The sequence below is a fragment of the Ruegeria sp. CDSC051 genome, from assembly GCF_059610665.1.
Window position 1 is genome coordinate 560170 of record NZ_JBXWOC010000001.1, and the last position, 23546, is coordinate 583715.

Below are 23546 nucleotides of genomic sequence, written 5' to 3' on the forward strand. Positions count from 1 at the left end.
GTCTCCTTTTCCCCTTCCCGCCACTCACCAACGGGAAGGGGCACCCGGCACCATGCAGGGTGTTCAATCTTCATCTCTGAGAACGACACCGCCGCCGATCTTGCGTTTGAATTTGGAATTGCGACCACCGGGCAGGGGTGTCTTGCTCTGGTGGATTCCGAGATGTTTTGAGCGAATACGACGGTCCCTGGCTTTCCGAGCGACGTCGTTTGCGGTTTTTGCCTTGTGAGCCTCTTTCAGCGCCGGTTGCAGGTTGCTTTCGCGGTTCTCGCCACCGTTGGCCAATGCCTGGACGTGGTCGATATCCCAAGCGTCACCGGGTTGGATCTTGCGCCCGGTGATGCCGCACATGCCGCCGTGCGCTTCAAACACCCTCAGGCGAACGCGAGGCGGAACGCGCGTGTCAGGCGTGGCGCCGATCCATTCTTTGGTCGCTCGGCCCGTCATGCCGCGTCTTTCTGGCGATAGCGGTTCTGGTACTTGGCAAGTTCCGGATCCGGCTCGGTCAGGTGTAGCCCCATTTGAAGGCTCTCGCGCTGAATGGTATCCATGTATCGGACCATCTGGCGAACCTTCATCAGGCGGGTCACACCGAAGTCGAGATCACGCATGACGCGCAGTTTGGTCTCATAGGGCAGGGGTTTGATCATCGAGTCATATGCTTCACGGAACTCTGCGCTGTCTTCACGCATGATTGGGACACCGTGGCGCAACTTCCAGTCGGCCTGCACATCAGCCGCATCCCTGTCGCCAAGCTGTTGGGCGACCTCAGCGGCCCAGAGCCACTGCAGAGAATTTTGGTCCTTGGTGCGATCCCGCCCCTGAACCCATTCCACAGTGATCGGCAGTTTCAAGTTGCCAAGGAACCGGGTGAATTCAGAAAGGTCGTCTTTGGTGTCGATCACGCGATGGGGCATCAGTTCGCGCCCATGACTTTGGCGGCAAAGATGGCCTCGGTTAGGACATCGGTTTCGATGCCTGTTTCAGCCGCGACCTGCTCGATAAGTTCGGAATGATCCGCACCTTGAGGCGTCGCCATCGCGGCGGACTCTCGCTTGAAATACACATCAACGGCATCAGTTACGGCTTGCATTTTCATCCTCCGTTCTGTTGGTGATGATGTCGCCTTTGATGGTGGAAACACTCACGCCAAGGCGCTCTGCCATTTCTGCAATGGTCGTGGAGTGCATCATCTGTCGAACCGCCAAGCGCCTTTGAATGACAGGTTTGGTTCTCCCCTGGCCTGCGCCGTAGTTGGGCTTTTGGCCAACGCCTGTCACCGCTCTAAGGCGCCTGTTGCACTGTTCGGCGTCCGCTTTCACTTTTTCGAGAGCTTCGAGGAACGTCATGCAGCCTCCTTAGATATTTTTGTGAGCGCGTCCGTCATGGCGCCGACGTTTGCGAGAAACTGTGTCACCGCCTTAGTGATTTCCTCGGATAGTTCGGCGTTAGGCTCAACGCGCTTGACGAAAAGCTGCAGGTCATGGGGAAGGGCAGGGCAGAAAGAAACAAAGTCACACCAGTCCCGACCTGTGCAGATCATCTGCCAGTGCATTTGCAGCAGATACTTGCGGTCGATGTTTTTGCCAGTGATCGTCTTGATGTGGGTTGCAGGCTGCGGGCATTTGATTTCCACAAGACCCACATCTCCTATGAGGCCATCAGGGCTCGCGCCGGTCATGGCAAGCGATGGGTGCGGGATGAAGCCGACCTCGACCACATCAACACCGCACGACAGTTCATACATTGCCCGCGCCTGCGGCTCGGTATCTGTGCCGTGCTGCATGGCTGTGCTGGTGAAGGTCTCGGTTGGCTGGCCGGTCAGACGTTCGCAAATAAGCTGAGCTTGGTAGTTCTGATAGCCCGCCGTTGTGGGCTTCATCATCACATCAGCTATTCGCGATGCCGTAACCTTTCCAAGCCGCTCCTGGTGCCACTCTGGGCTGCCTTGCTCAACCATTAGTTTTCGCCTCCACGTACTTGTTGAGGCGACCCATGGCGTCTTCAAACAAAGTCGCCGGAAATTGCTGTAGATCTGCGGTGTCTGGGCTTTTGTGCCCAAACGCAATGTGGAACTTGCGGGGCTCCATTCCGCTTTCTTCTAGCTTGTCGCGCAGCGCTATGTATTGTTCGGGGCTGACTGTCTCGACCGCGCTAACACCATTTCCGTCATTGTCATCGCCGATGGCAATATCGAACACGGCGCAAAACAAGTAGCGGCGACCGTAAGACGTAGTGCTGCCATAGGCGTGGGTCTGTGTTTTGTTCGCAGCACCCTTCATCCCGCGGTCATCAATAGGAATCTCGGACACGTCGCTGACGGAGTGACCAGCGCGGCTCAACGTCCAACGCATGTTGATGTATCCGTCGCGCCCGCCGATGACCGGAACAGCGCTAAAGCTGAACCCGTGCTTGGCAAGGACTGGCTTGCACTCGTCGTAAATGTCTTTGAGTTTTGCGAATTTGCTGCGTGTCTGGTCGTTGTCGTGCCGCGCGGCGATAGCTGGCATTTCAGCCTGAGCATCGGCCTTGGCCTCATTGAATGAGGTCTCAGCCGCTTTGTCTTCTAAGCGTTCTTTCATCGCAAGCATTCGTTCCAGCTTGTCGATGTCTGCGCCGGGGTCTAAGGCCACGCGCTCGATCATGGAAACCATTGGATCAGCCGGAAGTGTGGGTGTCTCATCGATCTTGGCAAGGGTACTCATAGCTCAGGTCTCCTTTCAGGGCTGAAACTGGAATGTGTTGTTGACCTCGGCAGGCGGGATAGAGGCGTGACACCCGCCGAGGTCGTACTCGCAATCCCGGGACAACGGTTGCGAGATCTGGTAGGCCCAAAAAACCGTGAGAAACGCCAGGGCAATGACCATCAGTATCAAGAGGTTGAGGATGTTCCCCACCGAGCGACGGTATTCCGCGTTCTCGATTTTCGCGTCCTCGTATTTGGGGTGAGACAGGTCGGGGATGAAGCGGAAGTCACTCATTGATCCGCTCCCAATTCATTTGCAGGGCATAGGTTCGGTGCGCATGGGCGGCTGAGACTGCCAGCAGGCCGCAGAACACTCCGATCAGCAGCTTGGCCCCGAAGGGCAGGCTCTCGCGGGCGTCACGGCGCATTTGCGCGGCGTTCATGCGCTCGAAGGCAGCTTGAATAGATGAAGGACCTTCCATCCTCTGGGGCCTGGGAGTGGCCTCTGACGCGAACTCGTCACCAACAACACTGGTGACTGCGCCTAAATTGCCCCGACAGGAACGTGCCTTGGTTCCGTGAGCAGGAGTGGCTTTGGTAGGTCCTGCCGGGTCTTGCGCCTGCTCGATAGGCGCGGGGGAAAGGGGGAGGTGGGTCATCGCCATCACTCCGCCAAAATCTGTTCAGACACCAATGCGTCATAAGCATCGTCACAAGCGCAGACCTCACGACCGCAATCGGGGCAGGGCTGTTCTGGGTCGAAATCATCCGCGCAACCAAAGCAGACGTTCGGGCCGTAACGGTTGGTGAGTTCTTCCTCATGTTCCGCGAGAAAGTGATCCTTCATGTGATCGTCACGATCCAGTTCAGAACCGCAGCAGGCACATACAAACGTCTGAGGAATGATCCCGCGCTGCACCTGTGCCGCTTCTATGATTTGGATGTGTCTCATGGCCGTCTCCTTCTCGTCACAAGAAGGAGAATAGTACATAAAAAATGTACACACAAGGACTAAAGTACAAAAAAAATGTACCACAACACAAAGTGCCCGTGTGTGTCTTGATAAACAAATTCACAAAAGAAGAATCAGTTGGGATCTATCCTTGGACAACTTCACCTAGGCTGGTGCTCATGAGAGTATGGATAGGCGGCTGAGGCAGCGGAACCATCAAGAACAGCTATCCTTGGGAATAGGGGATGGCTTATTCGATCTGAGAAGCACCCAAACATAACTCGCTCAGAAGAACTCTAACTAGACTTACTGCGCGCTCCCGATCTGAGTTTTGCAGTTGTAGTAGGGTGTCCGGGAATTTGCACCAAAGGCCGTCCATGAGGCATACTGGACGAATTAAATTTGCAAACAATCAATTAAGGAAAGACCGATGGCCCCAATCGCCGTGCCGCAGCCTACTTGGCAGCAAAGGCCACTAAGCTGCCGTTCGCTGCGAGCGCAGCATTAGGTCTATCGTGGCGTCAACATTCGGAAATTTAGTGATATTTACAGATACGTCTGGAGTTTCGCGACCAGTAATCCATAAGTGAAATAGTGGTGATCTACCATGGCGTGCATTTGATTTTGATCATTTCAAGCCGGTCAAAGAAAATGTTCATTCTACTTGCTGATCAGCGCCGGCGGCCCACAACCGGTGCTCTGATTTTTAGTACCGAAGGATTGAGATAGGAGACTGGAAAATGATGAATGATTTCAACAAGGATAGAGTAACTCTTGTGAAAAAAACTGGAAAGGTAGAAAAGGAGAACATTCCCGCCCTTGTTGTCCGAGATATGATCTATTCTGCAGACGAAACTTTGCGTGTGGAAGTTGGTGATCACATTTTGCGCAAACTACCTAATGGTTTAGTCGAAGACTACGAAGTTAAGGAACCAACCTTCTTCGATCTGGATATGGGGGTTAGTGCCCACTTTCAGATCAAAGTTGTAAGAGCCGGAAGTCCAGCTGAACAGACGACCGTGGTTCAGGGTATCACCAACAATTTCCATGGCTCAAACGCGAGAGTTAACATCAACTCGACTGATAACTCTACTAACGTTTCAGCCGATATCTCAGCAGATCAAATAAAGGGTTTCATTTCTCAAGTGCGCCCTGTCCTTGCTCATCTTCCTGAAGACGTCCGTGGCCTGCTAGAAGCGCCAATCTCCATATTGGAGGGCGAGAGTTCAAAACCCGCGCCCTCGCCGCTGGAGGTTCGCAGCGCTCTTCAATCAATCAAGTCGGTTGCTGAGGGTGCAAGTGGCAACCTTGTGGCAACAGGGATAATAGGTTTGCTGGCGTCCACCTTTGGCGCATAAAGCAGAGCGTTGAAGAAACAGCACTTTACAAAGAAATTAGCTAATCCGGGCTCGAGAACCAAATTCTTAAGATGCGGCGAGCCGAAATCGCTAAAGAAGCAATTTTAGCATTTGGAACAAAGGAAAGTTATGTTTTTTGGCCAAAACTTCGACGTGATCGACGAGCAAACTATGCAGCGACTAATCACGTCAGGCGCAACTGAGTCAGTGCATCTCGACTTTAAGAGAGAAACTTACGGAAAGGCAGATGCAGACAAGAAGGAACTTCTCAAGGATGTTTCATCCTTTGCCAATACCCTAGGCGGCTACCTAATTCTTGGTATGGATGAGGATGACGGAGCAGCGTCTGCTCTAACCCCTTTGTCTGAGCTCGATGTGGATGACGAACTGCAGCGGCTAGAAGGCATTGTGAGAACAGGAATCGAACCCACAATAGTTGGGCTACGGATGAAACGTATCGATGTCGCTGGTGGGAGCCTCATATTGGTCCACGTTCCGCCAAGTTATAATCCACCGCATCGCGTCATCTTCAGAAATAGCAATCGATATTACGCAAGAAACTCTGCCGGTACTCATGAATTATCGCTGGGAGAATTACGCGAACTCTTCGGCCTTCGGAGAAACATTGAAGAAAGAGCCAAGACTTTCGTCGGCGAACGGTTCTTGAAAATACTAAGCAATGATGGAGCCATGCCTATCCCGGTGTCAAATGGTGCCGTTGTCATGCACTTCATACCGCTCTCGGATTTTGGCGCCGCACGTCGAATCGAAATCCCAGCTATGAAAGCCCAGCACAGTTGTTTTAACCCGGTAGGTGAGACCGGAGGAGCGTGGCAAATCAATCTGGACGGCTTTTGCAAGTTCCAAGGCGGTACCCGCCGAAATGGCTACACTCAAGTATTTCGGGATGGGTCTCTTGAGGCCGTTAGTGTTGGGTTGTTTCAAGAAATTGACGGTCACAGAAAATTCGGAAGCCAAGTCTTCCCAGAGGAACTTCTCAAAGCAACAAACCTCTACATGAAAGGCCTACGCTCGCTTGATGCCTCACCCCCGGTCCTGCTGCAAATATCTGCAATGAATGTGAATGACGTACGCATGTCGGTCGATCCCTCCAAGTGTGAACCACCTCCCCCGTATAATCGTGACGAACTTCACTTGCCGCCGTCTGTAATAACCGAGTATCGGGACGATGATAACTATGAGGCTGTGATCGCCGAGCAGATGGATTTCGTCTGGAACGCTTTCGGGTTTGAAAGGTGCTTCGAATTTCATGCGGACGGAACATGGATTGGCAGATAGATATTGGCAGATAGATAGCGTGTAATGACTGTCTAGAGCGATGTCATTACAGATGGCGGAAATCGTCCACTTCTTTCGTTGCACGCAAGGCAAACCTCTGCAGGTTGAGCGCCTCAAGCTCTCTAAGGCTGAAAGACGATGCAATATTGTATCGTGCCCTGGTCAACTTGTTAGTTCGCTAAGCGTCGCTTTACCTATCTCTAGCACTGCTCCGAAATCCGCCAACATTTGGGGGTGGATAACATATGCGGTGCGTTCTCCGAGAAAGAGTGCGTGAACCACGGCCGGAAGAAGGTAAGAGCTGCCTGCTCCTCTTGCAGTTGGAGGTGCTTGTCCACATCACCATTCAATAGGGCCTCCAAACTTTCCCTTTCTAGGCGATGATAGTCGTCCTCACGGTCATGCTGAACTAAATGGGGTGGAACATAAAGCGGAATTCTATGAGCCAGAGAGTGCCGGAACTCCTCAACGTGCTTAAACCAGTCTTCAAGTCGATCCAGCACAGTGTTCATATCGTCTGACAATTCGGCTCGAACAGCCTTGTTCGTCTTTCGAAGCCCAATCCAGCTTGGCGGTAAATCCGAACCATCAGGTTTAGTGATCCGTTTCTCGTGAACTAAAATCCACGCAAGATCGTCGCATGCGCCGAAGATGTGAATCACAAAACAATGAAGCTGAATAGTGACGTTATAGATCGCATCCTGATGTGGAACAACGTTCAGTTCTGGGGGGATGGTTGCAAAAGCATTCTCCACACATTTCCAGAGTATGGTGCATCTGCGAAGGAAACCATGCTTCGCAAACTCATCGCCTTTTGAGGTAGTGAATGAACGACTTGCAACACTCAAAAGTTGCTCTTCATGCTGTTTTTTTAGTTCAAAGAACTTTTCCCGCATGTGCTGTAAATCTGCTTCGCCGTAGAATCCCAATTAAACTGTCCTTCTTAGGTGGAGTAGCAGGCAGATTTATTCTGCAGTTTAAAAAACTTATGGGTTATTGCGTCACGCGGTACCCTAGGCCAGGCAGCTGCGGGTCATCAAGCAGATGTTCAACCCAGATATGATATCCGGACGGTGCGGTTTAGGCGTTGCTGCAAGAGCAAAAGATGTAGACATGATCAACGGCGGCTATGGGCTCGCAGCCGACATTCTCTGCGGATCTCATCGATTGGGGTAAGAGCCCATAGCTGACATTGGCCACAAATTATGAAGCTGCTTCGTAGCTCCGCTAATACCGGTAATTTGGCAGGACATTTTTGCCCGCTAATGTGTCATTCTCGAACTACCAGATTTTGTTGTAAAGTACGAAAAAGCCAATGTCAGGTAGTTGATCAACTGTTGCCTATTTTTCCGGTGGGCTTGTCCGAGATTGCAATACTATCCCGTTACGGCCTGAGAAAATTTGTCCAGTGTCCAAATTTCAAATTCAATTCCCAGAAGAGCTTTAACTTCTGCACAAAGAACTGGGTGTGCCTCGCCTTCACGACACCAATCAATCTTTCCGTCATTAGTCACCAGTATCAGTCTGGAGGGTGTCACCCCATCTTTCATCATTTTGCTCAGGCCAAAGAGCACATCTACCCAGACATAGAAATCACCATCGCCATCATCGCGAAAACCGGGTGGGGTTTTGACTCTTTTCCGTTGCTCGGCAATTTGATGAAACACTTGACGCGGAGCGTATGGAACAACCGCCTTCTCAGACAAAGTTTCAAGAAAAGTAAGCGTTTTATGAACTGTGTCGGGATGGAACAATTCACTATTATCGTCTTTAAAGGCTTCGAGACCTTCGCTGATTTTCAAAAACGCATCGCCTTTAGTTTGGTTGTATCTTCCGACTTCTGTTTTAAAAGAATCATATTTCTTCTGCATGCCCTTGGAGACAGTGTCTACAGCGGCAAGCTGGTTGTTCCAGTACTCTTGAATGACTTGGCCCGGCAATATTGTTGGACCGGAGTGTTGTGTTGAAAGGTAGTCGACGATGTCTGTGCTTTTGCGATGTTGAGGTATCCTGAGTACTGCATTTGCGTCAATTGCGATTGCCGCATCTTCTAAACTGGCTGTAGCAGAAGAGACTCTGAGGGCAGAAACTAGTGCGCCAAGAGCAGGAATTTCAACCTGTCGGTCAAAAACTGCTATCATGCGCTCAACTATTTCATCGGCACTTTGTGAGGCACCGTTAGTCATACCAGATTTCCCCAGCAGCCTCCGCCAAATCTCCTCCAACCGCCTTAACAGCTTCGACATTCCATTCAGCGTATTCATTCAACACATCTGTCCATTCACCTTCTGCAGCGGTAGGCATCAACACTTGCTTGAACCCAGCCCAGGTCAATGCTCCCTCCAGTCTCCTACTTTCAATTGACAGGAAGGTATTGCCAATCCGCGGCGCCCATATTGAACGTTCGTCATCATCAAAACCGGGCCAACCAGTCACTGTTCGAGGGAGGATAAAGTGTAGCGTTTCATATTCACTGGGAACAATCGTATCGCCAATTATCGAGCTTCGCAGGAATGTTAGTGTGCCTTTATTGAAGGAGCGTTTCTTTAACTGATTTACAAAGTCGTCTTTGCTGGGATTCAGATCTGAAAACTCGGTCTTCAGGAATTCCCACGTTTTCTCGTCGGAGACCTTCCTAGCGGCATCGGAGAACCGTCTTTCAATGTTGCCAGTACCAAGTGTTCCGACAACCATCCGCCGAACAACCAGTTTCAATACATATTCAAGCCCCTCATGCGGATTCACCAGATCGCTGATTGCCATCATGAGCGGACGGACAGTAATCACATTCAGCTGATTAAGTGCAAGAAACACTCTTAGTGCAAAGTCATCAGCGGGTCCTGAAAGAGCTGGGTCCATCATCTGGGAGTACAGCGGGAAGCGCGCTTCTAATAAATCCAGCAAACCGTTGGCTGTCGGCGGCTCCTTAGAAACCGATTTGCTTCGCCCAGCAAGGAATGCGAATAGGTCGCGAGGTAACACATGACCACTGTTTACAGTAACAGTGTGCCGGATGAATTGAACAAAGCTCGTAGTGCCGGAAGCTGGAAAAGCGGTCGAAAGTGATTGCCAACGATTGTAGATCTCAAGTTTATTGGCTTCTGCGGTTTGGCTCAGAATGTAGTTCTTCAGCAGATCTGCAGTTGTCAAATCTCTACCTCTTGTATTGATAACCTCAAACAAGCTGTAAACTGTGGCAGGATCGGGGTGTGCAAACACGGCAAAGTATAGCTTGTGCGTTATGAACTCCGTCCATTTACCAAGTCGCTTGAAAGGGTCCGCAGCTAAATCGGTCGCCAAAGCTTTTGAAATCAAATCAAAGGAAGCGCGCATTTGAGCTGAAACTCCTTCTGCATCCTTAGCCTTTTTAGCCTTCGGGCCATTGTCAAGGATGTCTTGAAGCGTCTCGTTATCTCTGGGATCGGTTAAGACGACGCGAGGATCTGTTTGATCGGTAGAGTAGTTAATCGAACGCAGAAAATCCGCTTTGAGGCGATCTGCCAGTGCTTCTCGGCCACGTTTCTGTGCTTCGTGGTAGAGTGCTGCAGCAAGCAAACTCAGTGTAACAATCCGCTGTTGCCCATCCACAATTTGTCGACGGGCTTTCTCTTCTGTTATTATGATCAACCCCAAGAAATAGCTCTCTTGGTCAAGGGCGCCCTGAATATCTCCAAAGAACTCTCTGACCTCATCACTAGTCCAAGAATACTCTCGCTGAAACGGTGGTACTTCGAATTCCGAACTCGCGAAGAGCGATCCGGCTGTGCTGGCACTTGCATTTAGTTCAGTCTGCACGGGAACCTCATCGTCTTTCCATTGTCGTACTTTGTGTCAGGCAACAACCTGCAGCAAGCTGTAGAGGTATTCAACGAAATTTGCCAAGCAATTACATGCTTCTCAGTGCTGATGCTAAACCCTTGTTTTATACCGCCGAAAGATTGCAGGAAAACACTGTTAACAGGAATGCAAGTTTGGGTTTTCTAACTGCGGAGCAAGAAATGTCTGTCAACCTATGCAGCCACCGTACGTGACTTGCCCTACGCAGCATTCGTCCAGTTTCCACCATGCGGAATGATCATTTTGCGTATGCAGCGATAGGCAGCTGTGTGGCCTACTTGCTTGAGTCAACCAAACCAGGGATGTCCGCCTCCGCCATATCTCGGATATCTACGGAAGGTCTGCTGTTGCGCTTTCAGGCAAATCGGCCATTCGCGCATAGAAGATGAACATTAGTTTCGGGTTCGGTAGCTTCGCTGGGTGTTGATGTTTCGGAATTCTGTTTGCATTCGCGCCCATTCGTGGAGGCGCTTTTCACAATCCACACGCAGCTCTCGGTCTTCACGCACTCTCAGATCTTCAGTGATAACGTAGTATTCAAGGCCCACAGAGCCCCATTCCTTCGCAAGATCGACAATGATGCCTTGCCGAGCGGCCTCTTTCTCGTTGTGTGTACCATTGTGATGTTTGTCGGCCCACCTCATATGAGAGCGGTTACGCCCGCGCATCGAGTTTCCCGTTTCGCCAATCCGAATAGATCGGGTAGGCCAGTGAACCTCGGCGTAAATACCGCCGTGAGCCGGCATGTTCGCCACGTTACCTTCACCTTCAATGAAGGCCAGGTTGAATTGAACATCTCTGTAGATCATCAGACAGGCACCGTATCAACGAATTCTGGAATCCCGCAACAACAGAATCCTGCCAACGGCTCATTCCGACGAAGATTTAAGCGGTTTTGGAAATCACAATCACTGCCAGACAGCTGGTGTGTCAAAGCTGACTTTCATGCATCGGGCCGCATATGTCGTTCCGGACTCAATCTGCAAGCTTAGGCGTCCACCTGCATTGATTGCTTCGATCAGATACACAGTCCCTCAGGATTGGGCGCACAGCCAAATGGGATTCACGTGCTCGGTTTGTCGGGATTATTGCAAGGACACCCTTGAAGCAAAATACCCGGTATTTCGAGGGGTATTTAGTATTGCCTAAGGGGCGAATATCCTAAGCGGCATTTCCACTTCTGCATCAAACAAGGTTGAGTTCGGCAATCAAGTAAGGGCAGCGTCCCCAAATCTCACCCTGACACCGACTTCAGTGCAATCATATATTTATCAAATGCACACGTTAATGGTGGTGGTGGGGTTCAGTAGGGGGGATGACAGTCTGCATGGCAGATCACCCTAGCGATTCGCGGCGAGCAGAACTTTGATTGGCTGATTTTCCAGATCCACGCACCCTTTCACTACCAATTGGAGTATTTGCCATCACTAGTGATAGTATTTGGTTGTATTTCCAGGATTTCCTTGACTGGCCCATGTGGCAAGCGCAGCTTTCCAGGGCGCTGTAAATCAACATCTAGGAAACGAGGCCCAAAATGCCCAATGGTTACAACATCTGGTGTCCCAGGTGGCGGGATAGTCGTGCCCTAGGCGGACTCTCACCATATCTCGTGACTAGATGTTCACTAAATGTTCCAGTATGTTGTTTTCGCAATGTGAGAGATGGTCAGCTCGGATCTATCCTTGAGCGCCTTTCACTCCTCCCTTTCCGCGAGCGCGGGATTCTGCTGCGATATTTCGATGAATAGGGGGATTTTATGAAGTGGGATGCTAGGTTTCGAAGCGCGTCTGTTTTTATGATTGGCGCTGTGCTTTCAAAGTTTGGAGTAAATCTTAATTGGGTGTTTGACCCGGTTCACTACCTTCGTCTGAAAGTCGCGCGAAGAGGCGATCCTGAACGTCCTGAGGCAGCTGAACAAACTCACCAACGATCAGGAAATTGAAGTCTATCCTGTGTTCACGATGTAAGAACAGCATCATATCTCGGCTGGGAAACGATCTTGCCTTCTCTGCGTTGCTGATAGCGGCCTTTCCTTTACCAATCGCAGCCCCAAACTGCTCCAAGCTAAAATCAATAGCCTGTCTAGCAGCTCGCAGGCGTATTCCCGCGGCCTCCATAGACGAGTCTCGAGTTCGAGCAAGTCGTTCTTTTTCTTCGAAAGTCATGTTCTATTTCTAGTGGCAGTACACAAAATGTGAACGTATTGGATTTGTTTCCCTTGAAGGTACATAATTAATGTACTAACTTGCGTTCATGATGACGGTTGAACAAATATGTGAAGAGGTAGGGCGTAAGCCGCTGGCAGACTCTCTGAACGTATCGAAGGCTGCGATTACTAACGCTATCGCTGCGGGTAAGTTCTCTCCTCGTTGGTATCGGGTCGTTTCAAACCTGTGTGCCGAAAGGGGCATAGAGTGTCCGGATGAGGTCTTTGCTTTCATCCAGCCAGAAAGAGCCAGCGTGGAGACCGCGGAATGACGGCCTCCCGGATAATGTTCTCGTACTCAAATCACTTCCTGACATGTGCTGAACATGGCACCGGATCGGCGGCGTTCCAATGAGCAATGACCTTGTCGTTTCGCAAGATGCTGCGCAAAGATCGCTCAAATCAGCTCTGTGCCTGTTTGTTGGCCGCGGCCGTCGTTACTCCTGCGCCGAGCTTGCCGCAGCCAGTGGCGTCTCTCAGCGGACCATAGAGAGTTACCGGGCAGGGGAGGCAATGCCATCGGTTGAGCGGTATCAGTCGCTCTGCTCGGTTATGGGGCAGGCCTTCTTTGCCGCAACCATCAAGCATATGCCTTTCGAGGTGCGATCGACCGAACCAACGGACATCACGCCCCAACAGCTTTTGACGGAACTCCTGTCTACAGGTGGGTTACTGGCTGAGTGTCTGGAAGATGGTCGGGTAGATCATCAGGAAAAAGCGCGGCTGAAGCCGAGGCTTGCGGACCTTCGACAGCGGATCACAGAGCTGGAAAATGCCTTATCCGAGGTCGCACTATGACGCTACCAGTTGCAAGCTTCGCGCAAGGGCAGAATAGCCTCATCCAATCCAGTAGTGTCGAATTTGACGGTAGTTTTGGATTCATTGTACGGGGTGAAGCGCATCAAAAGTTTATCAGATCCGATCAGTTTCTTAATGAACGGAATAGAGCTGCCACCACGCCAGAGCCCAAGCGCTCTGTTGTCTGTGCTGGCTTCAAAGTTCCTGTCACCTGCAGGCTGGTCATCAATGCGGTAATCCACAACTCCGAAACCTCCGTGGCCAGATGCCACGTGGCACTCTGTGATCAGAAAAATGGCCGTCGTATTCTCCATACATCTGATCATCAAAGTAGCTTTTTCCGGAGACTTATACCTACCACACTGAGCGGGCTCATTGGACCTAACCGACAGGAAAACATCGGTAGTGTCCTTAAAGTCAGATCTGTCTTTACGAAGATGCCAGTCTCCTCCGGAAGGAGAAGTTTCAATTGTCTCGGGTGTGCGACCAGAAACTTTGTCGTAGCAGCTAAGGCGATCAAGATCGTTTTCTATCGTTGCGCACTCGCCCAAAGCCAGAGCTGTTTGGCCGGAAAATGTAAGTGCAAACGCTGTAGCGGAAATCAGTTTTTTCATAAGGAGGTCCTTGGTCGTATTTTGGCTTTATGCGCCGAATTTATGAGAATCTGCGTAGATAAAATCACTAGAACTATGGCTAATCAATGGCTCAATCTGAGAGTCCTGCATAATCTCCTTGCTGGAGACATTCGTGAACTTCCTTCCCTTTCAACTGCTTGGCCTTCGGGCCGGGCTTTTCTGGGGGAGGGGTGAATGGGCAAGGTCGACATCGTCAAAACAATCACAAGCCTAGCTGAATTGGATGGGTATGAGGCCCAAGCCAAGCAGCGCGGAATTACAGGCGATGAGCTGCGCGCCATACATGACATGCGCCAGAAGCTCACACCCAAACGCAAGCGAAAGGGTAAGGGATGAGAGTCGTGAATGTACTGGAGCGCATCAAGTCCGGTGAGAAGGTCATGGTTACTGTTGCCAGCGGTCGCATGAAATACAACCAGTACAGCCTAACCGATGGGACTGAGGTTGATCACGTTCAATTTGAGAAGATACGCGGCTTTTTGACACCGGAAGACTGCGGGCTGCTTCCTGAAGTGGAGCCGCAAAGCTACGTCTGGGCTGGATAGATGAGCTTCATTCTGACACTGCCTTTGCCGCCTTCCGTAAATGCACTGTACGAGGGCAGGGGGAAGAACAAGCGAAAGACCGTCAACTGCAAAGCCTGGTTCGATGAGGCAGGGTGGCGCATCAATGAAGCGCGCGCTGCCGATCGGTACAAGCCGCTTGTCGGTGAAAGCTGGTACTGGACCGACGTTCGCCTGCCCGCCAATCATCTGGGGGACAGCGACAACCGCCTTAAGGCCCTGCACGACCTTCTGCACCAAATGGGCGCTACCCCAGACGACAAGTGGCTTCTCGGCGGCACCTATATGCGCTGCCCGGATGTGGCGTCAGGAACGTGCGTGGTTTCCGCTGTGACGGTTCCAAACGGCGTAGAGACCCATGCTGATGAAATCCGGCTTTTGGCTGATCGATTGTCCTCTGACGGGTGCCTTTCAATAGAGTGTCGGGGGATCGTCACGTGAGTCACGCCGCCACAAATTGGGCGATCAAACAGCGTGGATTAAAGCCCGCCACCAAGATCGTTCTCTGGTATCTCGCTGACTGCCACAACGGCCACACAGGTCAATGCAATCCTAAGCAATCGACCCTTTCTCATCTTTGTGAGATGAGCCGATCCACCCTGAATAGCCACCTCGACAAGTTGGAGGCGTTGGGGCTGATCCAACGCGTACAAAGCGTCGATCCAGTGACGAAAAAACAGCGCCCCACAAGCTATGTTTTGACCTTGGATGACCCTCAAAATGCCGTGTCCGAAAATAAGACACGGACACAAAATGTAGTTAAGCAACCACAAGATGTAGCGGAGCCGTGTCCGGAAACAAGACACGGAGCCGTGTCCGGAAATGAACCAAAGCCGTGTCCGGATTTTGGCCATTCCCGTGTCCGGAATCCGGACACTAAGAACCTTGGAAAGGAACCAGGAATAGAACCAACAGGCGCGCAAGCGCGCGAGTGTGTGTTTGAAGATTTCATTGAGATTTGGCCAAACAAGGAAAACCTCCACAGGGCTCGGATGTCTTGGGCGAAGCTGAACGAAGCTGAACGTTTCTTTGCAACCGAGAAGGCAGAGGCGTTTTGGGCCACCTGGCGAAAAGCCCACCCATCCGCAGCGCCGATGCAGGCTGCGACCTATCTCAGGGACCGCCGCTGGCAAGATGACTTCCACCCGTCGGAAACTTGCGAAGATGATCCTGACAAACGCGCGGCACTTATCGCTGAAATGAAAGCCAGTCCGATACCAGCTGTTCGCCAACAAGGGGAACGAATGGAGAAGTCTGGATGACCGAGACCCTTGAGCAAATGGAAGCCCGCCATGCTTCCGAGCGCGCACAACTGATCAAGCGATTGACCCGCCGCGCCTACAAAGCCGGTTCGGAAAGCAAGGTTCCGAAAGAGGGTCCGCGCCTCAATTACATCAATCTAATCGTTGCGCAAAAACACGGCGTGAAGCCTAGCGATTTGTTTTCTCATACGAGGGTTCGGAAGATTGCCTATGCCCGTTTTGAAGCGTTCTCGAGGGCGAAGAAAGCGGGTTTTTCGTTGACCCAGATTGGCAGGTTTTGGGGAGACCGCGACCACACGACGGTCATGGCTGGAATTCGACGCCACGGTGAAATCATAGCTCAGAAAACCGTCGGGTTCGACCAATGATCTCCGAGCAACATAGAAGGCAGACAATGGCCAACACAACATGCGATGCAGGCATTTGGTATCTGCTCTACGCCAAAACGAACCGGGAGTTCGAAGCTGAGGAAGAAATCCGCGATCTTGGCCTGAATGTTTGGTGTGGTCGAAAGATCGAATTCAAGCGCAGGGGAAAGCAACGTCGTCCAGAGTCTGAGGAGGGGCCGTATTTGCAGAACTACATTTTCGCTCAGATACCCTCACAGCGACTTTTCAAGGTTTTGGGGGTCAGGTGTCTTTCGAACAGCATAACCGCACTTAGCAGTGCAGACGTTTGCTCGCTGGCTGCGTTTAGATCGATTGTGGATGCCGAATACGCAGATGCTCAACGGATATCCCAAAATCGGGAGGTAATTTGCGAATACACAGCAGGTCAGGCGTTGCGTTCAATAGATCCCAAGTTTGCCGAGACTCTGATGACCTTTCGGGGCATGGTTCAGCGCTCTCACGATCTTTATCCGCGTGTCGTGGCTGAGATGGAAATGTTCGGCAGGATTGTCCGGGCGGAATTCGACCCTCTTGACGTGCGAGACGCAACCTATTGATTGCCGCTCTAGATGTGGTATGTTTCTGCCAAAGCGTGAGTTGCACCAGCCCGGCGGCGGTCAGCTAATCGGACAGCGCTAAATGTCCAAATGGTGTGTTTACAGGCGATAGCCGATAACATGCTGCATAGCGTTGATGTGTCCAAAGCAATCTGAAATCCACCCTGACTTGCGTAGTCAGGATAGCCCGTCAGCAAAAGTTGACGGGTTTTCCCATTCAGAGCCTTTCCTTCGAAACCTTCCCCTTCGGGCTGGGTGGCTGGCTTTGGAAAAGAGGCGGAGGCATCAGGTGCTTCCGTCTCGCCACGCAAGAATCAAGGGAAAGCCAACAATCTGTGGCACTCAACTAGTTGAGCCAAACTGTTTCCCCTGCGCGCAGGAGAGATTTTTCGGTAAAAGTGATATTACCCTTCTTTCGAAATTTTACTTTGGCATACCCATCATCTAAGACTTCGCTTGAACACATCGGATATGTGAATGGAACCCCATCGGCGATACTCCATTCGAAGTTTTTGTCACATACGAGATCTATAACTTCAAATGTGTAGTCAGTGCCGGTGTTGTTTTCGAATGTTATTGATATACTTTGTGCTGATGATGGGTTTGCGAAACCAACCAATAGTAAACTTGAAAGAATAACCGTTCTCATATTTTCCCTCCGAATTTTGTTTAGGATCAATTTTTATTGCAACGTTTCCAATGTTGGGCGGATATACTCCAGCCATTGACTGCAATCTTGCCTTCCATTTGGGCATAGCAGGTTCCGCAAGTTGGAGTATGGTTGCCTATACCTGTCAATCCGTGGGTGACTGAAACGTTTTTGTATTGAGGCACCCTCTTACAATCTTTGTAAAAACCGACTTCCCAACAGGTTTCGTTATAAGCTTTCATCGAATACCTACCGCTACATCTCACAGATCCAGCTGCGGCGGCAGAGGAAAAAAAAATTGATATGGTAAAGAAGATGAAAGAAATTCGAAGCAATTTCATAATCAACACCCAGAAAAATATATAAGAAATTTTATTTCGGTTTTATACCACAATTTTTCAGCTTTTTAAAGAACTGTAAAAAATTGAGATGGAGAATTGAAATGACGCTCACGGCGAAACAGGAAGCGTTTGCGTTAGCGTATTTCGAAACGGGGAATGCCGCAGAAGCATATCGCAGGGCTTACGATACAGCCGAGAATGCGCGGGATTCATGGATCTATGTTGAAGCCTGCCAACTGCTGGATAACCCTAAGGTCGCCCTAAGGCTGCAAGAACTCAGGGATCAGGCCGAAAGGCTATCTCTTTTCAACGTTCAAAAGGCGGCCGATGAGTACGAAGAGGCCCGCCAACTTGCCATCAAGGCAGGCAACCCAAGCGCAGCAGTCAGCGCAGTGACGGGCAAGGTGAAGTTATTTGGATTGGAGCCTCCTGCAAAATCCAGACTCGAGCATGTTGGCAAGAACGGCGGGCCCATACAAACAGAAGAGGTGAGTGCGCGTGACACAGTCGCTAGCAAGCTCGCTCGCCTTGCAGCCGGAAGCACAGCAGCAAGCGATACTGAAGAGCCTGACGGATGAGCAGTTAGAAGAACTCCTTTGGGACTGGCGGTTCTGGGCAAGACCCGATCAGATAGCGCCGGACGGTGACTGGCTTACATGGGTCATCAATGCAGGCCGAGGGTTCGGAAAGACGCGAGCTGGAGCCGAGTGGGTCAGGGAACAAGTTGAGGACGGCAAGCAGCGTATTGCTCTGATCGGCGAGACCTACAAAGACTTGGTTGAAGTTATGTGTTTCGGAGATAGCGGCTTGGCTTCCGTTTTTCCGTCGCACCAGAAGCCTAAGATCGTTGCCAATCCAAATGTGCAGGTCATCTTTCACACAGGGGCGGTTGCTTTAGGTTACAATGCTACACAGCCCGGCCAGCTTCGCGGTCCGCAGTTTGATGCAGCATGGTGTGATGAGCTAGCGAAATGGAGATACGCCCGTGAGACCTGGGATATGCTTCAATTCGGCTTGAGGCTGGGGGAGCGTCCACAGGCTCTGGTGACAACCACCCCGCGTCCAATTCCGGTTCTAAAGGAAATCATTGCTGACAGCACAACGGTGGTCACCTCAGGTTCAACATTCGACAACGCTGGAAACCTAGCTGCCTCATTCCTCCAAAAAATCAGGGGCAGATACGAAGGCACTCGACTGGGCAGGCAAGAACTGAATGCTGAAATGCTCGATGACTTACCTGGTGCGCTATGGACGAGGGCCATGTTTGATGGCCACCGCCTCAAGGAAGCACCGGATCTACAACGGATCGTGGTGGCGGTTGACCCGAGCGGAACCGGTGGCAGTGATGACGACGGGGACAGCATCGGTATCGTAGTTGCCGGTCTTGGGATCGATGGGCGTGGATATGTTCTGGCTGATCGGACCTGCAAGCTGAGCCCAGATGGATGGGGGCGCCGCGCGGTCGCGGCCTATCACGAGTTCAATGCTGACCGGATCGTTGCAGAACGCAATTTTGGCGGCGCCATGGTCGAACACGTAATCCGAACCGTCGATAAGCTGGTCAGCTACAAGGAAGTCGTTGCCAGCCGGGGCAAGGTTGCCCGAGCAGAACCAGTTGCGGCGCTCTATGAGCAGGGCCGCGTGTCCCATGTTGGTAGCCATCCTGAACTTGAAGACCAATGCTGCCTGATTGGACCTGACGGGTTCATCGGCGAAGGCTCACCCGACCGGGCAGACGGATTGGTATGGGCGCTAACTGAACTGATGCTGGGTGAATCGTCTTACACCCTGAACTTTCTCTGAAGGTGACCATGTCCAAGAAACCGCACTATCGCATGACAGCAGACGGGCAGGTAATGCCCGCTATCCGTGCGTCGGATGGGTTTCGCAACGTGGTTGCCAATATCGGGACGGCGCGAGACAAGTCCTACCATTCGGAGTATGTTGCAACCGACTTGTCTGCCGAACAGGCGCGCAACGCTTATCGCGGATCGTGGATTCCGCGCAAAATTGTCAATATTCCCGCGCAGGATGCCACACGCCGTTGGCGGGCATGGGACACCGACAAGGACACAATTACTAAGCTGGAAAGGGAGGAAAAGCGCCTCGGACTTAAGCTGAAGGTCAAGCGCGCTATTCGAACCGCTCGGCTTTTTGGTGGTTCTGCCATCCTGATTGGCACAAGTGACGGCAATACGCACGAGCCACTAGACCCTTCCAAGATCGGTAGAAATGGCCTCTTGTTCCTCACTGTTCTTGATCGTCGCGATCTTGTCCCAGGGCAAATAGTCTACAATCCGGATTCAGAGTTTTTCGGACTGCCTGAAACTTACGAGCTATCAACGGCCAACGGTGAGAACATGCGCCTGCATGCCAGCCGCTTAGCCATCTTTACGGGTGCAGAACTGCCCGACACCGGCGCCGCTCGCACTCATCCCTGGGGTGACAGCGTACTACAGGCCCCATGGAAGGCCCTTATGGACACTGACGCCACCATGGCAAACATTGCGTCTTTGGTGTTCGAGGCCAAAGTAGATACCATCGGTATCCCCGGAATGACGCAAGCCCTCGCATCTGACCCTCGTGCAGAGCAGCAGATCATCGATCGGGTTTCATTGCTGCAAAAAGCCAAGTCGATCTCCAATGCCATTGTCCACGACAAAGAAGAGGAAATCGGGCAGAAGACCATTCAGTTCGGTAAAATGCCTGAAGTCATCGACAAGTTCTTCCAGATCGTATCCGGAGCATCTGACATCCCCGCAACCCGGTTTTTCGGGGTTTCGCCCTCCGGCATGAATTCAACTGGCGAAAGCGACATGCGCAACTACTACGATCTTGTACAGGAAATGCAGGAGTCGGATGTAGAGCCCGCGCTGAACGTTCTGGATGAGTGCCTAATCTGGTCTGCTTTGGGAAGTCGCCCCGAGGAAATCCACTACAACTGGCGCAGCCTCTGGCAAACGACAGAGAAAGAACGGGCAGAGATTGGCAAGACGATTTCGGACACCGCAACGGCGCTCAAAGGCGTTCTCCCTGTTGAAGTTGTGGCTGATGCGGTTGCGAATGCGTTGGTAGAGGCCGGCGCTATGCCGGGTCTCGAGGCCGCCATAGACGAACACGGGCTGGAACTCGAAGAAGGCGGTGACGACGAAATCGCCGCCAATTTGATCATTGGTGCCGAGACTGAATAGGTCAAGAGAGGCAATCACATCATGAACAAATTCACCGACGTGGCCAAATTGGCTGCGCCCCGTCTGCTGGCGGATGGAACGCTGGTAGCCAGCGTCCTGTGCGCCCGTACCGGCTGTTACGAATACGCAGGGTCTGAAATCGGCCTGGTCGATCGCGACGTGGTCAACGTCTACCGTCCAGAAGCGACGGTATTCTCGCGTGAGAGCATGGGAACTTTCCCCAGCGCACCAATCACAATCGACCACCCCACTGTCTCTGTCGATTCCGAGAACTGGAAGGATCTGGGTGTGGGTACAATCCTCGGCGTCGTTCGCGAAGGCGAATACATCCGGGCGGACATTCGCATCATGGACGCCAAGGCAGTTGAGGCGGTCAGGGACGGCAAGCGGGAATTGTCTGTCGGCTACACGGTCGGGCTAGAGTTCGAGGACGGCCTGGCGCCTGACGGAACTGCATACCAGGCCATCCAGACAGGCCAAATCAAAGTCAATCACCTGGCGATCGTAGACCGCGCGCGGGCTGGGTCTGAATGCCGCATCGGAGACGGTGCGGATCACTGGGGCGCGGCCCCGATCACCACGAGCGACATAAAGGAGACAAACATGTCAAACACGCTCAAATCCGTGGTGCTGGGAGACAAGGTCGCGCAGGTAGCGGCCTCGGATACCGGCATTATTGAACAGTTCAAGGCCGACCAGTCAAAAGCGCTGGCCGACCAAAAAGCTGAACATGACAAGGCAATCGCCGACAAGGATGCGGAGATCGCCAAAAAAGACGCCGAAACCGAAGAGCTGAAGAAAAAGCTGCTTTCCGACGAGGATATGGACAAGCGCGTTGCTGAGCGCGCTGATCTGGTAAGCAAGGCCCAGAAGGTCGCAAAAGACGTCAAAACGGAAGGCCTCTCTGATGCTGACATTCGCAAGGCCGCAGTTGTTGCCGCGTTGGGCGACGACGCGGTCAAAGACAAGTCAGATGCTTATATCGAAGCTCGCTTTGATGTTCTGACCGAAGACGCCGGCAAGTCGACAACCACCAGCTCGATCAGCCAGCCCCTGCGTCAGCGCACCGCGGACGCCGATGGAGATCCTTGGGCGAAATTCCACGACAAAAAGAAGGAGGCCTGATCATGGCACCTGTAACGATGGGCAAACTGGCCACTGAGTTTCTGGTCTCTGAGGCCAACAACTACCGCAGCCGCGAAGAAGTAACCGTGGACGCCACAGGCGGCGCGCTGGAACCGGGTACGATACTCGGCCGGGTAACCGCGTCCGGTAAATACGTTCGTCACGACGCAGCTGCAGGCGATGGCAGCCAGACCGAAGCCGGAATCCTGATGTTTGGGATTGGCGCGGCCGAAGATCAACGCACGATTATCGCGCGTGACGCCGAGGTCAGCGCCGCTGATCTCACTTATGAAGCCGGTGCCGATGCGGCCCAGATTACCGCGTCCAACGCGGCTCTGGCGTCGCTTGGCATCGCTGTCCGCTGAAAGGAGGCCTGAGCAATGGCTACTATGGACGTATTCAACAACTCTGCCTTCTCGACCACGTCGCTTACCGGCATGGTCAATAAAGTGGACTTCGTGCCTTCGCTGCTGGGCAGCCTGGGTATTTTTGAACCTATGCCCGTTCGCACTCGCAACGTGTTTGTGGATCGGCGCGATGGTCAACAGGTTTTGATCCCGACGTCGGCTGATGGTGCACCGCCGGAAGAACTGGCCAATGACGGCCGGGATGCGGTACCGCTGAAAACCACCCGTCTGGCAAAGAGCTTCACGCTCTACGCTCACGAAGTGGATGGACTGCGCGCGCATGGCTCTGAAACCGAATTGGAATCGGTTCAGTCTGAATTCCGATCCCGCACAGCTCGCCTGATGGGTGACATGGACCTAACGCATGAAAATCATCGCTTGGGCGCGCTGCAAGGCATCGTTCTGGATGCGGACGGCTCCACGGTGATCTACGACTACTTCACCGAGTTTGCTGAAGCACAGGCGGCAGCGGTGTCGTTCGAACTGGATGTGGCGTCCACGGACGTGAATGGTATTTGTAAGGATATCGTTCGGGCTATGTCTCGTGCGGCGCGCGGTTCGTTTGTGCCTGGGACGCAGGTGCACGCCCTGGCCGGCGACGGGTTCTATGACGCCCTGATCAGCCACGCGAACGTCGAAAAGTTCTACATGAACTGGTTGGCTGCGTCTCAGCTTCGTGAAACCAGTGCGTTCGAGGCGTTCCGCTTCGGCAACATCACTTTCCACAACTACCGTGGTAGTGACGACAACTCGACGGTCGCTATTGCTGACAGCGAGTGCAAGTTCTTCCCGGTGGGTGCGCGCGATGTGTTCAAGGTCGCCTATGCACCTTTGGAATCCATGGAATATGTCAATACTCCGGGCCGCGAGCGCTACATGATGAATGTGCTGGATCGTGACCGCAACATGTGGACCAAGGGCGAGATTTACAGCTACCCACTGTACATGTGCCAGCAGCCACGTGTTCTGCAGCGCGCAACCCTGACCTGACCCGGATTGCGGCGGGCTCAGGTTCGCCGCTTTCCTCCAACAAAGGAGAGCAGAGATGAAAAAATACAAAATCACAAATCCAGGTGTCAAGTCAGCGGCCGTGCGTGCCTATGGCGGTCTCGAAGGCATCGCAGCCAAGCGCTCGCGCGTCTGCAGGCTGTCAGACAAGGCAGCGGAGCAGGCCAAGAAAATCGGTTTGAAACTGGCCGTGGTCAAAGATGACACGCCGCTTGGTTATGTCGGTGATATCGAAGATGAGCCAAAGAAGCCGGCTACCAACGCGAAGAAAGAAGAGGTTTAA

32 protein-coding genes are annotated in these 23546 nt (G+C 52.3%); 16 read left to right on the forward strand and 16 right to left on the reverse strand.

The genetic code is table 11. The features are described 5' to 3' along the window. Window positions 1-63: 63 nt before the first annotated feature. From AC2FH0_RS02775 to AC2FH0_RS02815, 9 genes are all read right to left on the reverse strand, one after another. Window positions 64-447: an HNH endonuclease gene (locus AC2FH0_RS02775; RefSeq protein ID WP_496788495.1), complete on the reverse strand. Its 384-nt coding sequence runs from the start codon at window positions 445-447 to the stop codon at window positions 64-66. Beyond that, window positions 444-917 (reverse strand): NinB/YbcN family protein, encoded by a 474-nt coding sequence (locus AC2FH0_RS02780; protein ID WP_496788496.1) that lies wholly within the window; start codon window positions 915-917, stop codon window positions 444-446. Before AC2FH0_RS02780 ends, AC2FH0_RS02775 begins: the two co-directional genes overlap by 4 nt. Next, window positions 917-1093, reverse strand: coding sequence for a hypothetical protein (locus AC2FH0_RS02785; RefSeq protein WP_496788498.1), 177 nt, complete (start codon window positions 1091-1093; stop codon window positions 917-919). The genes AC2FH0_RS02780 and AC2FH0_RS02785 overlap by 1 nt, the downstream gene beginning before the upstream one ends. Then, on the reverse strand, window positions 1077-1349 hold the full coding sequence (locus tag AC2FH0_RS02790) for a hypothetical protein (protein ID WP_496788499.1): 273 nt from the start codon (window positions 1347-1349) through the stop codon (window positions 1077-1079). The genes AC2FH0_RS02785 and AC2FH0_RS02790 overlap by 17 nt, the downstream gene beginning before the upstream one ends. Further along, window positions 1346-1960: a lambda exonuclease family protein gene (locus AC2FH0_RS02795; protein ID WP_496788501.1), complete on the reverse strand. Its 615-nt coding sequence runs from the start codon at window positions 1958-1960 to the stop codon at window positions 1346-1348. Before AC2FH0_RS02795 ends, AC2FH0_RS02790 begins: the two co-directional genes overlap by 4 nt. Beyond that, window positions 1953-2705: an ERF family protein gene (locus tag AC2FH0_RS02800; protein ID WP_496788502.1), complete on the reverse strand. Its 753-nt coding sequence runs from the start codon at window positions 2703-2705 to the stop codon at window positions 1953-1955. The genes AC2FH0_RS02795 and AC2FH0_RS02800 overlap by 8 nt, the downstream gene beginning before the upstream one ends. 15 nt (window positions 2706-2720) lie before the next feature. Beyond that, entirely contained in the window at window positions 2721-2981 is a 261-nt protein-coding gene (locus AC2FH0_RS02805; protein WP_496788503.1) for a hypothetical protein, read from the reverse strand. Further along, a complete protein-coding gene (locus tag AC2FH0_RS02810) occupies window positions 2974-3129 on the reverse strand; it encodes a hypothetical protein (RefSeq protein ID WP_496788504.1) in 156 nt (51 codons plus the stop codon). The genes AC2FH0_RS02805 and AC2FH0_RS02810 overlap by 8 nt, the downstream gene beginning before the upstream one ends. 221 nt (window positions 3130-3350) lie before the next feature. Then, entirely contained in the window at window positions 3351-3638 is a 288-nt protein-coding gene (locus AC2FH0_RS02815; protein WP_496788506.1) for a hypothetical protein, read from the reverse strand. A 740-nt stretch (window positions 3639-4378) separates the two neighbouring features. Here AC2FH0_RS02815 and AC2FH0_RS02820 point away from each other — a divergent pair. Beyond that, complete coding sequence (locus AC2FH0_RS02820; RefSeq protein ID WP_496788508.1) at window positions 4379-4996, forward strand: hypothetical protein; 618 nt, start codon at window positions 4379-4381, stop codon at window positions 4994-4996. A 129-nt stretch (window positions 4997-5125) separates the two neighbouring features. Beyond that, window positions 5126-6295, forward strand: a complete 1170-nt coding sequence (locus AC2FH0_RS02825) for an AlbA family DNA-binding domain-containing protein (protein WP_496788510.1) — start codon at window positions 5126-5128, stop codon at window positions 6293-6295. Between the two features lie 200 nt (window positions 6296-6495). On the opposite strand, the gene AC2FH0_RS02830 is transcribed toward AC2FH0_RS02825, so the two are convergent. The 5 genes from AC2FH0_RS02830 to AC2FH0_RS02850 form a co-directional block, all read right to left on the reverse strand. Continuing rightward, the gene (locus AC2FH0_RS02830; RefSeq protein WP_496788511.1) at window positions 6496-7224 is read right to left on the reverse strand and encodes a hypothetical protein; all 729 of its coding nucleotides are present in this window, start codon (window positions 7222-7224) and stop codon (window positions 6496-6498) included. A 447-nt stretch (window positions 7225-7671) separates the two neighbouring features. Then, a complete protein-coding gene (locus AC2FH0_RS02835) occupies window positions 7672-8481 on the reverse strand; it encodes a PIN-like domain-containing protein (RefSeq protein ID WP_496788512.1) in 810 nt (269 codons plus the stop codon). After that, complete coding sequence (locus tag AC2FH0_RS02840; protein WP_496788513.1) at window positions 8474-10090, reverse strand: DUF262 domain-containing protein; 1617 nt, start codon at window positions 10088-10090, stop codon at window positions 8474-8476. Before AC2FH0_RS02840 ends, AC2FH0_RS02835 begins: the two co-directional genes overlap by 8 nt. 434 nt (window positions 10091-10524) lie before the next feature. Then, complete coding sequence (locus AC2FH0_RS02845; RefSeq protein WP_496788515.1) at window positions 10525-10941, reverse strand: hypothetical protein; 417 nt, start codon at window positions 10939-10941, stop codon at window positions 10525-10527. 1023 nt (window positions 10942-11964) lie between these two features. Continuing rightward, window positions 11965-12297 (reverse strand): helix-turn-helix domain-containing protein, encoded by a 333-nt coding sequence (locus AC2FH0_RS02850; protein ID WP_496788516.1) that lies wholly within the window; start codon window positions 12295-12297, stop codon window positions 11965-11967. Window positions 12298-12689: 392 nt separating this feature from the next. On the opposite strand from AC2FH0_RS02850, the gene AC2FH0_RS02855 reads away from it, so the two are divergent. Next, window positions 12690-13136 (forward strand): helix-turn-helix domain-containing protein, encoded by a 447-nt coding sequence (locus AC2FH0_RS02855; RefSeq protein WP_496788517.1) that lies wholly within the window; start codon window positions 12690-12692, stop codon window positions 13134-13136. 2 nt (window positions 13137-13138) lie between these two features. On the opposite strand, the gene AC2FH0_RS02860 is transcribed toward AC2FH0_RS02855, so the two are convergent. Next, on the reverse strand, window positions 13139-13750 hold the full coding sequence (locus AC2FH0_RS02860) for a type VI secretion system-associated protein TagO (protein ID WP_496788518.1): 612 nt from the start codon (window positions 13748-13750) through the stop codon (window positions 13139-13141). Window positions 13751-13945: 195 nt separating this feature from the next. Between AC2FH0_RS02860 and AC2FH0_RS02865 the strand changes: the two genes are divergently transcribed. From AC2FH0_RS02865 to AC2FH0_RS02890, 6 genes are read left to right on the forward strand one after another with little or no spacing between them, the layout of a single operon-like run. Continuing rightward, window positions 13946-14107, forward strand: a complete 162-nt coding sequence (locus tag AC2FH0_RS02865; protein ID WP_496700365.1) for a hypothetical protein — start codon at window positions 13946-13948, stop codon at window positions 14105-14107. A 5-nt stretch (window positions 14108-14112) separates the two neighbouring features. Further along, a complete protein-coding gene (locus tag AC2FH0_RS02870; RefSeq protein ID WP_496700364.1) occupies window positions 14113-14316 on the forward strand; it encodes a hypothetical protein in 204 nt (67 codons plus the stop codon). Beyond that, window positions 14317-14775: a RusA family crossover junction endodeoxyribonuclease gene (locus tag AC2FH0_RS02875; protein ID WP_496788520.1), complete on the forward strand. Its 459-nt coding sequence runs from the start codon at window positions 14317-14319 to the stop codon at window positions 14773-14775. It begins immediately after the preceding gene. After that, window positions 14772-15596, forward strand: coding sequence for a helix-turn-helix domain-containing protein (locus AC2FH0_RS02880; RefSeq protein ID WP_496788522.1), 825 nt, complete (start codon window positions 14772-14774; stop codon window positions 15594-15596). Before AC2FH0_RS02875 ends, AC2FH0_RS02880 begins: the two co-directional genes overlap by 4 nt. Then, complete coding sequence (locus tag AC2FH0_RS02885) at window positions 15593-15964, forward strand: helix-turn-helix domain-containing protein (RefSeq protein WP_496788523.1); 372 nt, start codon at window positions 15593-15595, stop codon at window positions 15962-15964. The genes AC2FH0_RS02880 and AC2FH0_RS02885 overlap by 4 nt, the downstream gene beginning before the upstream one ends. A gap of 26 nt (window positions 15965-15990) precedes the next feature. Beyond that, entirely contained in the window at window positions 15991-16542 is a 552-nt protein-coding gene (locus AC2FH0_RS02890) for a transcription termination/antitermination NusG family protein (protein WP_496788524.1), read from the forward strand. Between the two features lie 346 nt (window positions 16543-16888). Here the strand turns inward: AC2FH0_RS02890 and AC2FH0_RS02895 are convergent, their stop codons facing one another. Then, window positions 16889-17191 (reverse strand): hypothetical protein, encoded by a 303-nt coding sequence (locus tag AC2FH0_RS02895; RefSeq protein ID WP_496788526.1) that lies wholly within the window; start codon window positions 17189-17191, stop codon window positions 16889-16891. 442 nt (window positions 17192-17633) lie between these two features. Here AC2FH0_RS02895 and AC2FH0_RS02900 point away from each other — a divergent pair, with 442 nt between their 5' ends. The 7 genes from AC2FH0_RS02900 to AC2FH0_RS02930 are packed head-to-tail and all read left to right on the forward strand — an operon-like array spanning window position 17634 to window position 23546. Beyond that, window positions 17634-18110: a terminase small subunit gene (locus tag AC2FH0_RS02900; RefSeq protein WP_496788527.1), complete on the forward strand. Its 477-nt coding sequence runs from the start codon at window positions 17634-17636 to the stop codon at window positions 18108-18110. Next, on the forward strand, window positions 18031-19335 hold the full coding sequence (locus AC2FH0_RS02905) for a DNA-packaging protein (protein WP_496788528.1): 1305 nt from the start codon (window positions 18031-18033) through the stop codon (window positions 19333-19335). The genes AC2FH0_RS02900 and AC2FH0_RS02905 overlap by 80 nt, the downstream gene beginning before the upstream one ends. Window positions 19336-19343: 8 nt before the next feature. After that, entirely contained in the window at window positions 19344-20723 is a 1380-nt protein-coding gene (locus AC2FH0_RS02910; protein WP_496788529.1) for a DUF1073 domain-containing protein, read from the forward strand. A gap of 21 nt (window positions 20724-20744) precedes the next feature. Then, on the forward strand, window positions 20745-21848 hold the full coding sequence (locus AC2FH0_RS02915; protein ID WP_496788531.1) for a DUF2213 domain-containing protein: 1104 nt from the start codon (window positions 20745-20747) through the stop codon (window positions 21846-21848). A gap of 2 nt (window positions 21849-21850) precedes the next feature. Then, window positions 21851-22213, forward strand: coding sequence for a head decoration protein (locus AC2FH0_RS02920; protein ID WP_496788532.1), 363 nt, complete (start codon window positions 21851-21853; stop codon window positions 22211-22213). Between the two features lie 15 nt (window positions 22214-22228). Further along, entirely contained in the window at window positions 22229-23245 is a 1017-nt protein-coding gene (locus tag AC2FH0_RS02925) for a major capsid protein (protein ID WP_496788533.1), read from the forward strand. Window positions 23246-23300: 55 nt separating this feature from the next. Continuing rightward, window positions 23301-23546 carry a hypothetical protein gene (locus tag AC2FH0_RS02930; RefSeq protein WP_496788534.1) on the forward strand — a complete coding sequence of 82 codons (246 nt, stop codon included), beginning with the start codon at window positions 23301-23303 and terminating at the stop codon, window positions 23544-23546.

Excerpts from the sequence above, each read along its gene's own strand:
- AC2FH0_RS02775 (WP_496788495.1), bottom strand. The coding sequence starts at position 447 with ATGACGGGCCGAGCGACCAAAGAATGGATCGGCGCCACGCCTGACACG.
- AC2FH0_RS02780 (WP_496788496.1), bottom strand. The coding sequence starts at position 917 with ATGCCCCATCGCGTGATCGACACCAAAGACGACCTTTCTGAATTCACC.
- AC2FH0_RS02785 (WP_496788498.1), bottom strand. The coding sequence starts at position 1,093 with ATGCAAGCCGTAACTGATGCCGTTGATGTGTATTTCAAGCGAGAGTCC.
- AC2FH0_RS02790 (WP_496788499.1), bottom strand. The coding sequence starts at position 1,349 with ATGACGTTCCTCGAAGCTCTCGAAAAAGTGAAAGCGGACGCCGAACAG.
- AC2FH0_RS02795 (WP_496788501.1), bottom strand. The coding sequence starts at position 1,960 with ATGGTTGAGCAAGGCAGCCCAGAGTGGCACCAGGAGCGGCTTGGAAAG.
- AC2FH0_RS02800 (WP_496788502.1), bottom strand. The coding sequence starts at position 2,705 with ATGAGTACCCTTGCCAAGATCGATGAGACACCCACACTTCCGGCTGAT.
- AC2FH0_RS02805 (WP_496788503.1), bottom strand. The coding sequence starts at position 2,981 with ATGAGTGACTTCCGCTTCATCCCCGACCTGTCTCACCCCAAATACGAG.
- AC2FH0_RS02810 (WP_496788504.1), bottom strand. The coding sequence starts at position 3,129 with ATGAACGCCGCGCAAATGCGCCGTGACGCCCGCGAGAGCCTGCCCTTC.
- AC2FH0_RS02815 (WP_496788506.1), bottom strand. The coding sequence starts at position 3,638 with ATGAGACACATCCAAATCATAGAAGCGGCACAGGTGCAGCGCGGGATC.
- AC2FH0_RS02820 (WP_496788508.1), top strand. The coding sequence starts at position 4,379 with ATGATGAATGATTTCAACAAGGATAGAGTAACTCTTGTGAAAAAAACT.
- AC2FH0_RS02825 (WP_496788510.1), top strand. The coding sequence starts at position 5,126 with ATGTTTTTTGGCCAAAACTTCGACGTGATCGACGAGCAAACTATGCAG.
- AC2FH0_RS02835 (WP_496788512.1), bottom strand. The coding sequence starts at position 8,481 with ATGACTAACGGTGCCTCACAAAGTGCCGATGAAATAGTTGAGCGCATG.
- AC2FH0_RS02845 (WP_496788515.1), bottom strand. The coding sequence starts at position 10,941 with ATGATCTACAGAGATGTTCAATTCAACCTGGCCTTCATTGAAGGTGAA.
- AC2FH0_RS02850 (WP_496788516.1), bottom strand. The coding sequence starts at position 12,297 with ATGACTTTCGAAGAAAAAGAACGACTTGCTCGAACTCGAGACTCGTCT.
- AC2FH0_RS02855 (WP_496788517.1), top strand. The coding sequence starts at position 12,690 with ATGAGCAATGACCTTGTCGTTTCGCAAGATGCTGCGCAAAGATCGCTC.
- AC2FH0_RS02860 (WP_496788518.1), bottom strand. The coding sequence starts at position 13,750 with ATGAAAAAACTGATTTCCGCTACAGCGTTTGCACTTACATTTTCCGGC.
- AC2FH0_RS02865 (WP_496700365.1), top strand. The coding sequence starts at position 13,946 with ATGGGCAAGGTCGACATCGTCAAAACAATCACAAGCCTAGCTGAATTG.
- AC2FH0_RS02875 (WP_496788520.1), top strand. The coding sequence starts at position 14,317 with ATGAGCTTCATTCTGACACTGCCTTTGCCGCCTTCCGTAAATGCACTG.
- AC2FH0_RS02885 (WP_496788523.1), top strand. The coding sequence starts at position 15,593 with ATGACCGAGACCCTTGAGCAAATGGAAGCCCGCCATGCTTCCGAGCGC.
- AC2FH0_RS02890 (WP_496788524.1), top strand. The coding sequence starts at position 15,991 with ATGGCCAACACAACATGCGATGCAGGCATTTGGTATCTGCTCTACGCC.
- AC2FH0_RS02895 (WP_496788526.1), bottom strand. The coding sequence starts at position 17,191 with ATGAGAACGGTTATTCTTTCAAGTTTACTATTGGTTGGTTTCGCAAAC.
- AC2FH0_RS02900 (WP_496788527.1), top strand. The coding sequence starts at position 17,634 with ATGACGCTCACGGCGAAACAGGAAGCGTTTGCGTTAGCGTATTTCGAA.
- AC2FH0_RS02910 (WP_496788529.1), top strand. The coding sequence starts at position 19,344 with ATGTCCAAGAAACCGCACTATCGCATGACAGCAGACGGGCAGGTAATG.
- AC2FH0_RS02915 (WP_496788531.1), top strand. The coding sequence starts at position 20,745 with ATGAACAAATTCACCGACGTGGCCAAATTGGCTGCGCCCCGTCTGCTG.
- AC2FH0_RS02920 (WP_496788532.1), top strand. The coding sequence starts at position 21,851 with ATGGCACCTGTAACGATGGGCAAACTGGCCACTGAGTTTCTGGTCTCT.
- AC2FH0_RS02925 (WP_496788533.1), top strand. The coding sequence starts at position 22,229 with ATGGCTACTATGGACGTATTCAACAACTCTGCCTTCTCGACCACGTCG.
- AC2FH0_RS02930 (WP_496788534.1), top strand. The coding sequence starts at position 23,301 with ATGAAAAAATACAAAATCACAAATCCAGGTGTCAAGTCAGCGGCCGTG.